The sequence below is a fragment of the Haladaptatus pallidirubidus genome (genome assembly GCF_020700235.1).
Lineage (GTDB): Archaea > Halobacteriota > Halobacteria > Halobacteriales > Haladaptataceae > Haladaptatus > Haladaptatus pallidirubidus.
In genome coordinates, this window is sequence record NZ_CP085304.1 from 21,374 (window position 1) to 36,561 (window position 15,188).

The 15,188-nt window shown below is 50.1% G+C and carries 16 protein-coding genes; 5 read left to right on the forward strand and 11 right to left on the reverse strand.

Going from position 1 to position 15,188, the window contains the following annotated elements; genetic code table 11:
- Positions 1-198: 198 nt before the first annotated feature.
- The 4 genes from LIX15_RS25480 to LIX15_RS25495 all read right to left on the reverse strand — a co-directional run bounded on the left by LIX15_RS25480 (position 199) and on the right by LIX15_RS25495 (position 3,524).
- Positions 199-2,442, reverse strand: coding sequence for an amino acid permease (locus LIX15_RS25480; protein WP_227777961.1), 2,244 nt, complete (start codon positions 2,440-2,442; stop codon positions 199-201).
- Positions 2,439-2,879 carry a universal stress protein gene (locus tag LIX15_RS25485; RefSeq protein WP_227777962.1) on the reverse strand — a complete coding sequence of 147 codons (441 nt, stop codon included), beginning with the start codon at positions 2,877-2,879 and terminating at the stop codon, positions 2,439-2,441. Before LIX15_RS25485 ends, LIX15_RS25480 begins: the two co-directional genes overlap by 4 nt.
- Positions 2,880-2,903: 24 nt before the next feature.
- The gene (locus tag LIX15_RS25490) at positions 2,904-3,128 is read right to left on the reverse strand and encodes a hypothetical protein (RefSeq protein ID WP_227777963.1); all 225 of its coding nucleotides are present in this window, start codon (positions 3,126-3,128) and stop codon (positions 2,904-2,906) included.
- 171 nt (positions 3,129-3,299) lie between these two features.
- Complete coding sequence (locus LIX15_RS25495; protein ID WP_227777964.1) at positions 3,300-3,524, reverse strand: hypothetical protein; 225 nt, start codon at positions 3,522-3,524, stop codon at positions 3,300-3,302.
- A 125-nt stretch (positions 3,525-3,649) separates the two neighbouring features.
- Here LIX15_RS25495 and LIX15_RS25500 point away from each other — a divergent pair, with 125 nt between their 5' ends.
- Positions 3,650-4,153 (forward strand): cation:proton antiporter regulatory subunit, encoded by a 504-nt coding sequence (locus LIX15_RS25500; RefSeq protein WP_227777965.1) that lies wholly within the window; start codon positions 3,650-3,652, stop codon positions 4,151-4,153.
- A 2-nt stretch (positions 4,154-4,155) separates the two neighbouring features.
- A complete protein-coding gene (locus LIX15_RS25505; protein WP_227777966.1) occupies positions 4,156-5,337 on the forward strand; it encodes a cation:proton antiporter in 1,182 nt (393 codons plus the stop codon).
- A gap of 232 nt (positions 5,338-5,569) precedes the next feature.
- Here the strand turns inward: LIX15_RS25505 and LIX15_RS25510 are convergent, their stop codons facing one another.
- The 3 genes from LIX15_RS25510 to LIX15_RS25520 form a co-directional block, all read right to left on the reverse strand.
- The gene (locus tag LIX15_RS25510; protein WP_227777967.1) at positions 5,570-7,066 is read right to left on the reverse strand and encodes a TrkH family potassium uptake protein; all 1,497 of its coding nucleotides are present in this window, start codon (positions 7,064-7,066) and stop codon (positions 5,570-5,572) included.
- Positions 7,063-8,400 (reverse strand): Trk system potassium transporter TrkA, encoded by a 1,338-nt coding sequence (gene trkA, locus LIX15_RS25515; protein WP_227777968.1) that lies wholly within the window; start codon positions 8,398-8,400, stop codon positions 7,063-7,065. Before trkA ends, LIX15_RS25510 begins: the two co-directional genes overlap by 4 nt.
- Before the next feature lie 222 nt (positions 8,401-8,622).
- Positions 8,623-8,892, reverse strand: coding sequence for a hypothetical protein (locus tag LIX15_RS25520; RefSeq protein WP_227777969.1), 270 nt, complete (start codon positions 8,890-8,892; stop codon positions 8,623-8,625).
- A 326-nt stretch (positions 8,893-9,218) separates the two neighbouring features.
- Between LIX15_RS25520 and LIX15_RS25525 the strand changes: the two genes are divergently transcribed.
- The 3 genes from LIX15_RS25525 (at position 9,219) to LIX15_RS25535 (ending at position 11,962) form a co-directional block, all read left to right on the forward strand.
- A complete protein-coding gene (locus LIX15_RS25525; protein ID WP_227777970.1) occupies positions 9,219-9,500 on the forward strand; it encodes a hypothetical protein in 282 nt (93 codons plus the stop codon).
- A 1,312-nt stretch (positions 9,501-10,812) separates the two neighbouring features.
- Complete coding sequence (locus LIX15_RS25530; RefSeq protein ID WP_227777971.1) at positions 10,813-11,235, forward strand: universal stress protein; 423 nt, start codon at positions 10,813-10,815, stop codon at positions 11,233-11,235.
- A 274-nt stretch (positions 11,236-11,509) separates the two neighbouring features.
- The gene (locus LIX15_RS25535) at positions 11,510-11,962 is read left to right on the forward strand and encodes a universal stress protein (protein WP_227777972.1); all 453 of its coding nucleotides are present in this window, start codon (positions 11,510-11,512) and stop codon (positions 11,960-11,962) included.
- Between the two features lie 11 nt (positions 11,963-11,973).
- Here LIX15_RS25535 and LIX15_RS33425 read toward each other — a convergent pair whose 3' ends face one another.
- The 4 genes from LIX15_RS33425 to LIX15_RS25555 form a co-directional block, all read right to left on the reverse strand.
- Complete coding sequence (locus LIX15_RS33425; protein ID WP_227777973.1) at positions 11,974-12,255, reverse strand: HalOD1 output domain-containing protein; 282 nt, start codon at positions 12,253-12,255, stop codon at positions 11,974-11,976.
- A gap of 427 nt (positions 12,256-12,682) precedes the next feature.
- Positions 12,683-12,934: a DUF5789 family protein gene (locus LIX15_RS25545; RefSeq protein WP_227777974.1), complete on the reverse strand. Its 252-nt coding sequence runs from the start codon at positions 12,932-12,934 to the stop codon at positions 12,683-12,685.
- A 359-nt stretch (positions 12,935-13,293) separates the two neighbouring features.
- A complete protein-coding gene (locus LIX15_RS25550) occupies positions 13,294-13,482 on the reverse strand; it encodes a hypothetical protein (protein ID WP_227777975.1) in 189 nt (62 codons plus the stop codon).
- 390 nt (positions 13,483-13,872) lie between these two features.
- Complete coding sequence (locus LIX15_RS25555; RefSeq protein ID WP_227777976.1) at positions 13,873-15,117, reverse strand: Cdc6/Cdc18 family protein; 1,245 nt, start codon at positions 15,115-15,117, stop codon at positions 13,873-13,875.
- Between the last annotated feature and the right edge of the window lie 71 nt (positions 15,118-15,188).

Sequence of the window (15,188 nt, forward strand, 5' to 3'; positions counted from 1 at the left end):
TTGCGGTGTGTCTACGTGCTTCTCGTCTGTGTCTCATGCTCGTAGGTGTGTGGTGATGATTGTTTGTGTTTTAGATGTTCCCGCGTGTACACAGCGAGACACAGTGTAATGAGAGTGGATTAATCGCCGCTGTTGAGCTACTCGTTTTGATCTAAATCAAAATCTTTGACTCGCCTCATCATTTCGACTTCGTCCCACTTACCGCTGTCCGAACAACCGCTCGCGGAACGAGCGATGGGTTGGCCGCTCAGCCAAGAGGACTGTACAGTCAACATCTTCGGCGGCATCCACGACAGACGACCCATGCATTAACCGCGAGAGGAGTCCTCGCCCTGTTGCTCCGATAATAACCATGGTGCAGTCCGCAGCAGCGTTCGCAATAGCCGTGCTCACATCGCCATCGTCGACACGCAAGTCTGCGTCACTAAGTCCACGTTCTGAAGCCCAACTCTCCAGAAATTCCCGGCCTGCTTGCTGATTCTCATTGACGTGCAGTAATGAAATCTGGGAGTCGAATTCACTCTGTAGTAACTGTGCAACTTCTGCAGAGAGATCTGAGGAGGTGCCGCCTGCAGTGGGAACAAGAAGGTGAGCAGGATCGAAGCCGCGATTCTTGAGAGCAAGAAAGTCACACGGTAGCTCTGTTCCCAGGTCATCCCTGGCGCTCTCGATTCGGCCTGGTGAGCCGTGAGACTCCGACCCCCAACCCATAACAACCATATCGGCGTCATGGATCCGTGCTGTATCGAAAATCTTCTCGAACGACAGATGTGAGAAGATGGTTGACTTCTCGATGTGAGTTCCGAACGACTCCGCATCGCTTTCGGCGGCATCGAGGAGCGCTTGCGACTCTTTCTTTTCCGCGTCAAACTGGTCGGCTGCGGACTCCAGAGCGGTCTGATCCGGAACAGTGACGATGTGAACCGCTTCGACGATTCCACCGCGTTGTTTGGCGATTGCACTTGCGAGTGTAATGAGGTTTGATTCGTGTTCCGGATTAGCGAGCGGCACCATCACCCGATACTCACCGCCGTCCGGTTTCACGCTTGTCGCGGCTGAGACGACTGCATCAGGCATTGTGTCTCGTCGCGCAAGGATGAACTCAGGGAGTATCCCTTGAACAGTCGTCCGCGATTGCGCGTATCCAAGATACCAGAGTATAGCCCCGACAACTAGCAATGCACTGAGCAGAATTACCGTTGGTGAGATGAACGCGATGAGCGCGAATGAAAGAATAGCTCCTAAAACCGGGACGACGGGGTAGAGTGGAACACGATACGATGGCTCATAATCGACGGCATTGGCCTCACGCATCACGATGAGGGCGATATTTAGCAGCCCATAAATAATCAAATGGAGGACACTCCCTAAGGTCGCAAGCAACTCTACGCTGCCAGCAGCGATAAAAAGGAGGATAAGTCCACCTGTGATACCGATCGCGCGATAGGGAGTGCCGAACCGATGGTGAATCGCATTAATTTCGGGCATGACAATGCGGTCGCGACCCATCGCAAAATTGATCCGCGAGGATGCGAGAATCGATGCATTAGCGCTGGAGGCTGTGGCTAGGAGGCCGCCCAATAGAAGAGCTACTGCGCCAATGGGGCCGAGCAGTAGCCGACCAACTTCAACCACGGCGATTTTTCCAGCAAGCTGTTGCTCGGCGATAAATCCCTCTTTGACCGCTGCCGTCATCGTAAAGAGCACGAGCGCGTAGATACTGGTCACCAACACGACGCTTCCGAGGATCGCCCGCGGGAGGTTCTTATCGGGGTTTTTGATCTCTTCAGCGACGCTTGTAATCTGGACGAATCCGAGGTAGGATACGAAAATAATCCCTGTCGTCGTAATCAACGGTGTCAGACCCTTCCCAGCCGGGAGGTTAGTTAGATCAGCTTTAAATGCTCCTACGACAGTGAATACCGCGAGAATAACCACGAGAATTGCGACGATAATATTTTGGAGTCGGCCGGTCTCCTTGGCACCGACGTAGTTAACAAAGACGAAGAACGCCGCGCCGAGAAGGGCAATTATCTTAACCGAGGAAATCGCGATGGGGCCGAGTGATAATAGTTCAGGAATCCCGAAGATAGCCTGGATGTATTGGCCGAACCCAATCATGTAGAAAGAACTCGCAAATGCCAGTCCAAGCCAGTTTGCCCAGCCAGTTATCGAGCCGAACAGTGGTCCGAGCGCTTGGTTTACGTAATAATACGCCCCGCCCGACTTCGGCATCGCTGTTCCGAGCTCGCTGGCCGAGAAAGCGGTCAGTAACGCAATTGCCCCCCCTACGATAAACGAGTAGACAGCGTACCAGCCAGCGTTTTCGATTGCTGTCCCGGGAAGAACAAAGATTCCAGCTCCGATCATAGTTCCGATACCGATCGTCAGGGCCGCAAGTGGCCCAAGGTCTTTTGCCAGTTCTTCGTCACCTGTACTCATGTCTCTGTATCCTCCTGTGGAAGTGCAATAACGGGGTATTCAGCTTGTGTGACAAGTTTGAGTGAAAGATCACCTGAGAGAAATTGCAGGAGACGTCCACTACCACGGGATCGATATGCGATGGCACTCGCCCCAATCTCATCGGCGGCAGCAAAGATGGCTTTGACGATATCCCTGGAGTAGGCAGTATGCTCTGCAGCGTCTGGAAATATCTCGTGAACTGCTGTGAAGGCTTCGGCTGCTATTGCTTCGGACTGTTCGACTGGTGTTTTATCAGGGACACCCTCGCCTTTTTCGATCACGTGAAGCGCCGTCACATGGTCTGGATCATATGGTGCAAGCATCCGGGCAGTACCGCGAGCATCCTCTTCGTTTGCGACCGGAAGAAGAACATGTGCAAGGAGATCGCGGTGTTCAACGCCGTGATTCGAAGCCATATCGAGTAATGGAATTCTGGTCAGTTATATCCCAATGAAGCGTCCCCAATCTTCTAATAACGGGAAGATCAGCACGGAGAGTGCCATGAAGATGAGAATAACTTCCGTGAGATCCATGATGATGACGAAGGTGTCCATCTCTGGACTCGTCCATGGCACGTCCAACCCAAATCCAGTCGTGGTGAACGTCTCGACTACAACCTGTAACGAATGTAAAAACGAGAAACGCTCCCCTTCGAAGATGTGCATTCCGTGATGATAAAGGACAGCGTACGCGAGTATCACCCCAGTCAAGAGGAGTGCATAATAGACGGTGCGACGCTGCCACTTGTCTATGGCAGAGCAGAGTCACTCGTGTACATTAAACCATAACGAGACGATATTCGCACTCATCAAGTTGCAATGTTGGAGTAGCTTCAACTATAATGGCTTGAGTGTATATCCGGCGTCAGCGAGTGCAGTCTTCACATGTGATTGATGTTCGGGATCGATTTCGCCGCGAGGGCGAACAGTAGTGTTTTCATCGTTTACGAAGGTGAATTGATACGAAACGATGGCGAAGTCCCCTTGCTCATCAACTCCCATGACTTTGACGATGACTTCGTCCGTGTACTCGTACGTTTTCGTATCAGTTATCGTCTCCATCGCCACTCAGTTTATGTCTTAGAGGGTGTCGTAAAAGACCCTATGATACCGGTCTGGCTTTGAATATCCCATGAATGGTCGTGAACGCAAGATGTTTATTAAACCTTGCCGCGTTGATTTCACGTATGACGATCTATGAGACCGAAGTTCCAGGGGTTGGCCATAAATTCGAACTTGAGCTTGACGATGATGAACGGCTTATCGTACTCATCCACCACGATGGAAAGCGGGAGGTGTATTTACGTCTCGGTGAAAATCAGGATAGCCAGAAATTATTCAGTCTAACTGGGAAGCGAGCCCGACAACTCGGTTCGATTCTTGAGGGGGCATACTTCCAGCCGATCGAGATGGACGAGGTTCAGGTACCATTAGGCGAAGCGATTATCGAGTGGGTCGACATTGATTCTTCGGCACCGTTGGTCGATCAATCACTCCGAGCAGCGCATATCCGTGAACAGACGGGTGTCTCGATCATCGCAATCCAACGAGGTGAAGAAACGATTGCGAACCCGACGCCGGATACGACGATCGAAGCAGACGACATCCTTGTGACGCTTGGGACGCGAGATGAACAGCAAGCGTTTTCTGAACTCATCAATACCGAGCCCTCCGACACCTCTCAAGCCTAAGTATGGCGGAGTTATTGCTGGTCGAAGTTGGGATCGCACTAACGAGTATTGCTTTGGCAGGCGCGCTCGCCCATCGCATCGGTCTTTCTGTCATCCCCGCGTACATCATTGTAGGCATTCTGATTGGCCCGAACGAACCATCCTCAATCGCCGGTCTCTCGCTCACGCTTGTCGAGAATCGGGAGTTTATCGATGTGATTGCGGAACTCGGTATCGTGTTTTTGCTGTTCTTCCTTGGTCTTGAGTTCAGTGTCTCGCAGCTGCTGACCGATCGGACACGCATCGCCAAAATCGGGAGCGTTGATTTTATCATCAACTTCGGGCTCGGCGTTGGCCTCGGTATTGTGTTCGGCTATTCGCTGTTAGAGACGTTCTTCATCGCTGGAATCGTCTATATCTCCTCAAGCGCCATCATCACCAAATCACTCATCGACAATGGGTGGATCGCAAATCCGGAAAGCAATCCCATTTTAGGGACGTTAGTGTTCGAAGATATATTGATTGCAATTTATTTAGCACTCCTGTCTGCAGTGGCGTTAGGAAAAGGATCCCTGGTCGATGTTGCGCTTGCAGTCGGGTCGGCGTTCGCGTTTCTCGGTGGACTCACACTCATCGCATGGTATGGATCGGCGTATATCGAGCGTGCGTTCAGTGCCGACTCAGACGAGCTATTCTTACTTCGCATCCTTGGGATCACGACGCTCATCGCCGGGGGCGCACTCGCAACTGGCCTAAGTGAGGCAGTCGCCGCATTCTTTGTCGGCACAGCATTCAGCAGCACAAACCATACTGAACGCATCGAAAACGTCGTCGCACCAACTCGTGATTTCTTCGCTGCCGTTTTCTTTTTCTCGATTGGTCTTACAACAGATATCACACTCATCACTGACGCTGTGTGGTTGTTGTTCGCAGCAATCCTCATAACGACCATTGGGAAGCTCGTCAGTGGCTCACTCGCCGGACAGGTATATCAACTCGACCAGCTGCGCTCGATCCGTGTCGGCTTTGGATTAATACCTCGCGGGGAATTCTCGCTTGTGATCGCCGCTCTCGCTACGAGTGTCGGTACGGGGGCACTCCAATCGGTAATTCCAGCCTTTGCTGTCGGATACGTCTTAGTCATGAGTATCCTTGGCACCGTGCTCATTCAAAACGCTGATTTCGTTTCGCAGCACATCACCTGATCTCACAGGAGATATCCTAGCGTGAGGGCTCGTCAATTCCCCGAAAGCAATCCCGATCCACAGGTTACTCGTCTCGGGTCGTGACTCTATGGCAGTTCACAAGTGCCTACACTGAGAATATGGGTTTAGGTCAGGTTTCTGCATTCGATTCACCGCTATCCCCGGTAGAGAACCAGCTCAATTCGTGGCAGTCTATCGTTATCAATCTGGGGGAAACTTCATCGACAATACCTCACGCTCGCCAATACGACGGCGTTAATAACACTAAGACGGGAATAATCTCGATTCGCCCGACCCACATGAGAAAGATCATAACGAGTTTTGTCGACCGGGAAAACGGTTCGTAGCTTTCGAACGGGCCAGCCAATCCGAAGGCAGGCCCAATGTTGAAGAAGGTAGCAGCAGCGGCGCTCATCGCATCGAATTCGGTGACAGTCACCCGTACTCGTGACGCATCGACCACAACGAAAATCGTCGCGATGAAAAAGAACAGAAGACTCACGAGTGTATATGCATAGATATCGCGAATCGTTTCCTCGTTGACGACGTTCCCACTCAGTCGAACCGGTCGGATTGCACTCGGGATAACGGCCGTAAATAGATCGCGACGGAACGCTTTTAAGACGACGAGCCAGCGTAGCGTTTTGATCGAACACGTCGTACTGCCGGCCATGCCGCCGATAAACATACAGACGAACAGGAGGTGCTTCGCTCCTGACGACCAGAGGTTGAAATCCGTACTCGCATACCCTGTCGTCGTAACGATAGAGACTACTTGGAAGAGTGCATGGCGGGTAATCGCTTCGACGCTCGCATACGGGGTTGTATCAATGATTAATACGCTTCCGACTCCGAGTGTGAAAAACACCAGAATGCCAATGTAGAAGCGAAACTCGTCACTATTTCGCAACCGATCAAGGTCTCCTTGGAAGACGAAATAGAGGAGGATGAAGCTTGTCGCGCCGACGATCATAAATGGGATGATGGCCCATTGGACGGCTGGCGAAAACGCAGCAATGCTTTCTGCTCTTGGTGAGAAGCCACTTGTCGAGATCGTCGTGAACGCATGGGCGACGGCATCATACAGCGTCATCTCGGGAGCAACACCGATGAGATGGAGTCCGTAGAGAACAGCGACTTGGAGCCCGGTCAATCCAATATATATTTTCCAGAGCAGGGCAGCCGTCTCCGAGATACGGGGCGTAAGTTTGTTGACATCCTGGGTTTGGGTCTCGGTTTCCATAAGTTGCGCGCCACCCACTGAGAGTTGCGAGAGAACGGCCGTCGCCAGCACGAGGATACCAAGCCCACCAAGCCACTGGAGGATCGCTCGCCACATGAGGATCGCCCGTGAGTGGAGCTCAAAATCGACGATGACGGTTGCACCCGTGGTCGTGATTCCACTCATGCTCTCGAAGAGTGCATTTACTGGCCGTGCAAGCGTTCCTTCACCAGCGAGGACGAACGGCACTGCCCCGACGAGAGCAATACTCAACCAAGTCAGCGAAACCATTAAAAACGCTTCTCGCACCCGTAGATCACTTTTCTCAGTCAGTTGCTCGAAGCCGAGTCCAAGGCCAGCTGTTCCCAGCATCGGCAGTATAAATGGAACGATGGCAGTCCCGTCGTACAAGGCGATTCCCAGTGGGAATACCAGCGGTACCCAGAGCCACTTGAGAATCGTTCCAACTAAGCGACAGCTGACACGCCAGTCGACTCGAATTCTCATACGAGACCCATGACGTCGGGGAGAACATCTGTGGCAAGGAAGAGAACGACGTGATCGCCGGGTTCGATTATTGTTTCACCACGAGGGATGATGAAATCACGTCTGCGAGTAATGGCACCGATTACGACCTCCGACGGGAAATCGATCATACTCTCGCGGATAGGACGACCCGTTAGCGCACTCCCTTCGTCGATCTCGATTTCGAGAACTTCCGCTTGCCGTCCTTCGATGAGTGAGAGATTTTCTATTTGCCCTTCCTGGGTTAACCGGACAATTTCCTCGGCCGTAGCTTCCCGTGGATTAATTGCCACGTCAACTCCCACTGCTTCGAACAAGTCGGTGTATTCGCCGTCCTCAACGATCGCTATCGCTCGTCGGACGCCGATACTCTTGGCGAGCAACGAGACTAAGAGGTTTTTCTCATCACTATCTGTTGTCGCAATGACGGCGGCTGCCCGGTCAATATGCTCACCGACCAAAAAGTCGACATCCGTTGCGTCATGCTCCATTACGACCGTCTTCTGGAGTTCCTCAGCCAATTGTTGAGCACGATCAGTACTTTGCTCGATCAACCGCGGACTGAGTCCACGCTCCTCAAGTAATTTCGCGGTATGATAGCCAATATCACTCCCGCCGATGATAACGATTTCTTTGGCGTCTGCTGACGTTTCAGCAGATGCAACGGCACCAGAAAATTCCTGTATACTGTCTGGGCGGCCAATGATGATGACTTTGTTTCCAGCTTCGATAATAGTCTCACCGTCAGGGATCACCACATCTCCATTTCGAACAAGCGCAGCGAACGTAAGTGCCTCAAAGCGGTCAGCCTCTTCGACTGTCTGTCCAGCCATGTCGCTCTTGGGAGAGACCTCGAACTCGGCCATCTGTACCAGTCCACCAGCGAACGGATCGACATCCAGTGCTGCGGGTAGTCCGACCACCCGAACGATATCGTTTGCTGTCAGAATATTGGTCGATACCATGAAATCAGCACCGAAGGCACCATCCGACCGATCCCACGTTTCAATAAAGTTCGCGTTCCTAACGCGTGCGATAGTGAATGAATCACCGAGAGTTTTCGCCGTTCCACAGATGACCAAATTCGTCTCGTCATCGTCTGTACTGGCGATAAGCATGTCCGCTTCGCCGATACCTGCTTCTCGCAACGTCACGGAGGATGTTCCATCACCCTCTATTGACAAGACATCGTTGGAATACGTGAGTTCATCCACTTTTTCAGGATCGGTATCGATAACGATAATTTCGTGACTCTCCGCCAAATTGGCAGCAATATTCGATCCCACCTCGCCAGCACCAGCGATGATTATTCGCATTGATTCCCCCTCAAAGCACTCCTCATGAAGAACTAACGGGTAAGCACTACTAAAAGGCCATTATTATCATATATTTGAATGAAAGTTGTTGGATTTGGACGATTATCATTGACTCGAATCCCGCTATTGTATACGAATGAATGCAATTGGAAATTTTCTAACATGATAGGGCGAATCCCTCAAAAATACCTCCTGGGGTACTTGACGTGCTTCCAATGCGCCTTAGATAATGCTAAGAAGAAGAGCGATTGCAGTGAAAAGTGTCTCCCGGAGTAGCGCGCCACCGAAACCGAGATTGATGAAACTCATTAGGATCGCAAACTGTGATTTCTCGTCCTCGAATCCAACGAGAAAATGGTACAGAAGGAGTGAGCTATTACTTTGGACGATAAATAGACCAATCACAGCACTGCCGATAGTAAAGATGGGATCAGCTTCGAGCGAGAGAAACGGGTATGGTGTGTTGAACCACCCCAGTATGTCTGTGGCCATACCCATGACGATGTAAAGACCGATCAAGCCTCCAGCATGAGCGCACCGCGAATACCAACATGGACGGAAGTTTTGAGGAATTTCTCAAGCAACGTAGCTGTCACGACTATTCTTGATCGAGATGGCTCCATTTCTGATGGTATCGGCTTTCTCCTCAATCAATAACTATCTTCTTGAGGCATTTAATCCACACCGTTTAGAGGCGCACGTCCCATTGATTCGGATATAGTATCACTAACTCTCGGGAATTCAAACTTCGGTGATGAAAATGTAGAAAATCCGCGAGGGCGTGTGCTTCAAATACTGCCCCAACAAATTAGCAGACAGTGAGTTTCGAGACGATCTATCTGAGCATCGAAAAAGAAGCCGCCCACGAAATTGTCTCACAGTCTGTCGATGGTATTCAATCAAAAACGGTGGACGGATCGATCGAATATCGAGATATGGGTGGCATGTTGCTTGCTGTACTGTCCGATGCGGCGTCCAAACGTAGTGCAAAAGCAAAGCTTCGCTATCAGACGTCTGTACTCATGCCGCTCCTTGCTCATAACCGGGTAAAAGCACGCGAAATTCGCGATTCGGTCGCAGAGTACCACTTTTCCAAGTGAACTTTGCTATCCTACGATACCGATTCTACAGGCGGAGCAGGCCGCGTGCTCGGGGCGTGACCCCCAGGCGGTTTACACCCAGTCCTGATGGTCAACACTGAGGATATTGGTGGGTGTACTGACCTTAGTTACGGGTCATCAACGAAGAGATTGATTATCGTGTTTGCTTGTTTGACAGTCACTCCCGATAAAAGTCGGATACGCATATGGAACGGCTGTCGGATGATCTATCAAACATTTGTATTAGGCTTCGGTTTTCTTTCCAGCGCGATTGGCGCCGGATGACATGGTGATAAACATGCACTACGAGCCGCACATCGATCGATTCGGGGCCCGGGGTCAGTGCACTTCCGCTTATGGATTTCATGAGTAGTGATTTTTAGGCCAATTAGCCACTAATAGCTCAACCAGCCACCAATTGACATCATTCCAAGAAGACTAGTGAGCGGAGAATAGTATTAACATAACTTCTGATTCTGGACGAAAATTCCGAAATATTTCTTCTGAATGATAGTAATGCCTCAATCAAGAAGATCAAACAGGAAGAATCCAAAATACAGAACACCTATCGGAAATACAGTATTCAGAAAATAGTTTAAGAAATCCGAATTCTCGAACGATCGAAGAATCAAATATCTTAGGGTTACTCCAATAAATATAAATATAGGTGCTAAGACTATAATTTGAAGTCGATCGCTTCTGTTTTTAGAACCTCTAAATATGAAGATCCTGTCTTTAATCGACATACAGTTCATTTGATGCCAGTACAAATAAATCCGGCACACTGCGTCAACTGGTCGGCATTCAAGGTCAACAAGAAGACTTTCATGCTGCCATTCGTTTCGCCCGCAGCCAAGACTCCATCGACCCAGACAAACTACGTGTAATCTACGCCCAAGAACAGTTTACCTTGTCCGACGATAAACTCGACATCATCCTCAATCTCGTCGCGAAGTAATAAACGAGACAGAAGCTGGGTTCACTTGAGTGAATATGACCAATGTGAATCTTTTCGAATGTTCAACCGCTACTTGTACCATTCCACTGATGATCGTACAGAGGAGTGAAACTGATAGTCTCACGGAGAGAATTATTCGCTATGTTGAGTGCCTGGTCAGCGACCCCATTGAAAGGGCGAGCAGGACAAGCGTTTCTTTTCCTCCTCTATTTGGTACGCTGGCTCGTCGACAAAGGACAGTGAAAGCTCTTTGCCGTAGTTGGTTGGCTTATCGTCAGTATTTGTGTCCGTTCCGGAGTCAGTGTTGGTAATGAAGGAATCATCCTTATAGTGGTTGCTGTAGACGTTTAGAACATGTACGAGTCAGTGTTGTTTCCGACTGATGGGAGTGAAACAGCGACACAGGCACGTGAACATGCCTTCTCGCATGCGGCGGCTTACGATGCGTCGTTCCACATCTTATCTGTTACCGATACGCGATTTTATACTACAAGTGGAGAAGAATTTGAGCGAGAAACAGTCAAGAGTGAACAAGTCCTCAATGAGACAACTGCAGCAGCACCGGAAGGAATCACTGTATCAGCGGTGGTTCGTGATGGCAATCCTGCTGATGAAATTGTGAGCTATGCAGATAAGCAAGAGATTGATCTGATTATTATGGCAACACATGGTCGCAAAGGCGTTGATCGGTTTTTACATGGGAGTATCACGGAAACAGTGCTGCGGACGGCGGAACAACCAGTTCTTGCAGTTCGCGTCCAAAATTCATCTGAGTAAATTTTGACAGTTGACAACTGAGGTCCTTTCAACGTGATATACGGGATGCATAGGTTTGCTGAAGGTCATCAAGCAATGGTTTGAGATCGACCGCCATCTCGTTGAATTAATACATCATTAATGAATTAGTCGAAAGGAAAACACCACACTTGTCCACAAGCGCGCGAACTAGAAAGTATGAAAATAATAACAAATTAAAATCCACCATATTTGAGGTTTTAAACCCGTAATCGCCCAGTAGCTATTTTTTGCGCGATACTAACATATGGGCACAATGTATGACCGAATCCTCCTCCCAACGGACGGAAGCGACGGAACGAAAACTGCCGTAGAGCAGGCGATCATACACGCGAAAACGTACGATGCCGAGTTGCACATTCTCCACGTGATCGACCAATCAGCGGTCGAACTCACCACTCCAGCCGCCGAAGGCATGCCGATGGACGTCATCCATGACCAACTTGATGAACAAGGTCAATCACTTGTTGAAGAGGTTGCAGCACAGGCGACAGCAGCGAGCGTACCAACGACCACAGAAATCGTTGAATATGGCCAACCTCACAAAGAAATCCAAACATATGCAAACGAACAGGGGGTTGATCTCGTTGTTCTCGGTACACATGGACGGTCTGGTCTCAACCGCCATCTGCTAGGGAGCGTAGCTGAAAAAGTTATTCGGAGTGCAGAGGTGCCCGTGCTAGCGGTCCAACTTGAGACTGACGAATAAGACTATCGCTACTAGCCGTCATCGATTGGCGTAAGTTCAATCGTTCGGTCACTTAAGACCGTAACGTGATAGCCACAATAGTCGAACGTTACTTTTCCGCGTCGCTCGGTGGGGCTGGATGTTGAATTGAACACTGCATTGAGCGCGTCGGGATCGATCGTATTGTACAATGGCTCACAATCAGTTATAGTGTCGGTTCGTGCAGCGATCGCATTGCGAACCTTGACACCAAGTGAGGTAGCGGTATCGGTACAACAGGTATCGGCGGTCGCGTTTGTGGTTGTTTCAGTCATTGTGTGTTCTCTTGGAAGCCAGAGTGAATCGGAAGGATGTTTCGCTCCAATTACGTCGCTGTCGATTCGGTAGCCACTTCATCCCAGTTAATAGCGTTAATTATAAAGAAGCTCTGATCTCTGGAATAGAACTATTGATCACTATGTTTTCTCCGGAGATTGTATGCTAGATTATTAATAAAGAACTCACTAGTGATTCTGTTCGGCCAATACCAGTCTCACTTGGGCGCCAAAAGATTATGCATAGTAATAGTCAATAGGCCTATGGCACTGATAAGAGAATAATTATTTAATCTAATCTTATTACTTGAACTACTTAACTTGGTCTTAGCGGGGATAAGCAGATGAGACCGTAGAATTACAGTCGAAGCAAAAGAGCAACGGGCTCCAAACTGACAGCAACTATCACGGCTAAGCGGGTAATTAATTATTCTCGATTCAATTCTTCGAGTGCCTGGCTCCGAACTTCATCTGCGGACCCGAACGTTTCGTCGTCAACTGAACGGAGCACTTCTCCAAGAGATTTCGTACCATCGACCGATTGGACTTCGTAATCACCATACGTTGCAATCAGCTCGTCTGCCGTCACGGGGAAATCCTCGACTTCGAGAAGCGTATCAAAGTCGCCAAGTTCGCCGCCTTTTGCTCGCTCCTCATTTGACGGTCGATCATCGGACATAGATCGGTTGTAGCCTCCCCGGTCAAAATAAACTGTCGGCTGCTCAGTGCATTGGAAAGTGTTCTAGGCTGATCGTGGAATGGGAAGGTACGCCGAGCGAGTCGATGACTACAGCCGTTCACTTCCGGCGTTTGGGCTTCCTCTGGGTGAACCAGCAGAGATCAACGCTGGGCAGTAGAGAGTCAGTGGATACAGTAGTGACCCCTACTTTGCTGTCGAATATCTCCGATGGCGGCGACCGGCCAGTTCCACTGCCGCATTAAGGTTAGGCGGCAGAAAATCGGATTCATGCTGGATAGAGAGCGTATATTCAGCAGAAACTCTCTCCTCAGTACTAGTTCGAAAAAGTACTTCCCAGATCACCGGTCGGGCAGGTTTACACGAATCGACTTATAGAGGGCCGGTTCTAACCCGCTGTCCCGGTACCCTGCGGCGAGATTGACGTCTACGGCCCAGAACCGGTCCTCGTCATCTTTGACGAAGTCGATCCCGACGCCGCGAAGATCGAGTCGGGTGACGAGGCGGCGAAGACAGTAAGGAGACGTCACTACTCACACGTGCAAAGTCGTGGATGTTCGGTCGATCAGAAGAAAATGCAGATTGACCAAACAAGATTAGCGATTGATTTGCTTTTGGACGACAGCAACGAATGCCTCTCCATGGGATTTCTTCGCAGGATATTCGTCGTCTATCCCCGTGCCCTGAAGGCGGATTTTGCTCTTTCAAATTCTCGTGCTAAACTGGATACTCGAAATATCGTTGAGTCTGTAGTCTTCTGACGCCCTCCACATGAGCCCCTTCTTCACTGAAAAGACACGCTCATCGGTTACTACGAGTTTCTTGTTATGTTTTGATCGGACACGCCCCTCTCGGCAGTCAATCGCTATTAACTGTGAGAAGTGTGTTTTGAACGATGGTCACGTGGGAGGGGGGTTGTCCTAAGATAAGATCCCGTTCTTCTCCGCGTTTGCCTGTATAGAGTCAGCCACATCGTCAAACCGAGTTGTCTCCTTAAGCACTGTGATAACCTGTTCGAGCGGCACCGAAAGCTCATATTGAGAATATCGGCCTGCTCCTCGTCCATTATTGACCTTCCACCCATCGATAATAGAGTGGAGTTTGAGATCGGTAAGTCGGTCACGAAGCCGACGAAGAACGTAGGAATCGTGATCCGTCGCATTCGCACATTTCGTATAGCGTTCGTAGATGTCACGCGTCCGTGCTGGCGTATCTCCTGTTGCTTCGAGATGGGCAACGGCACATAGGGCTAAGTGGTCGTGGATAGTGAGACTCGCCATTCCCCGTTCGATAAATTCCTGCTCAACAATCTTCTCGGCCTCCGTAACATGGTCGGTTGTCACCAACTCTTTACCGTCGTCGTCAGCTATTTCGGCGGCTGTCCCGAGGTATTTGATAGCTTGTCGTGCGGAACCATTCTCCTGGGCAGCATAAGCGGCGCACAGTTCGACGACGCCATTCTCGATCACGCCATCTTTCAACGCCTTGGTGGCACGGCGTCGAAGAATGTCCTGGAGCTGGTTCGCGTCATAGGGCGGGAAATGAATTTCCGTGTCGTAGAGACTATCCTTGACCTGGGAGGAGAGGCGCTCTCGGAAATCGAAGTCATTAGAGATGCCGATGATGGAGAGTTTTACGTCGTCAGTAATATGCCCGTTCGAGTGAGCACGAGGGAGTTCATAGAGGATGCCGTCGTCCGTCCCGATATTATCAATTTCATCTAAGACGATGATCACAGTGCCACCAATGCGATTCAGTTCTTGGTAGATCTTTTTATACAACGTTCCGATATCATACCCGCGAGGGACGTTACCTCCCGGACCTTGGAGTTCACCAAGAAGGTGGGCCGCAACGTGGTAGGACTTGTCCAACCCGTTGCACGACACCCAAACACGGTTGATATTGAGATCGTCGTCTCTCTCAGCGAATTGCTTGAGTTCGTTTATCTTTACGTCGACAGCGGCTGTCTTGCCCTGGCCAGTCTTGCCGTAGATAAACATATCCTTGGGCGATTGGTCCCGGACTGCTGGCTCAAGGCGCTTGTGGATCGTGTTGAGTTCATCCGTGCGTTCAGGGAGGTCGTCGGGAATCCAATCAGTTGAGAGGACGTCATCCTGGACGAAGATACTATCAGCGTCCTCAAACGAAAGCTTCTCCCCTGGCATACTCACACATCCCACGGCGGGTAAATAAAACCCCATGTCCTAAGTTTCCCAAGTTCGACAACGTCTTAAAG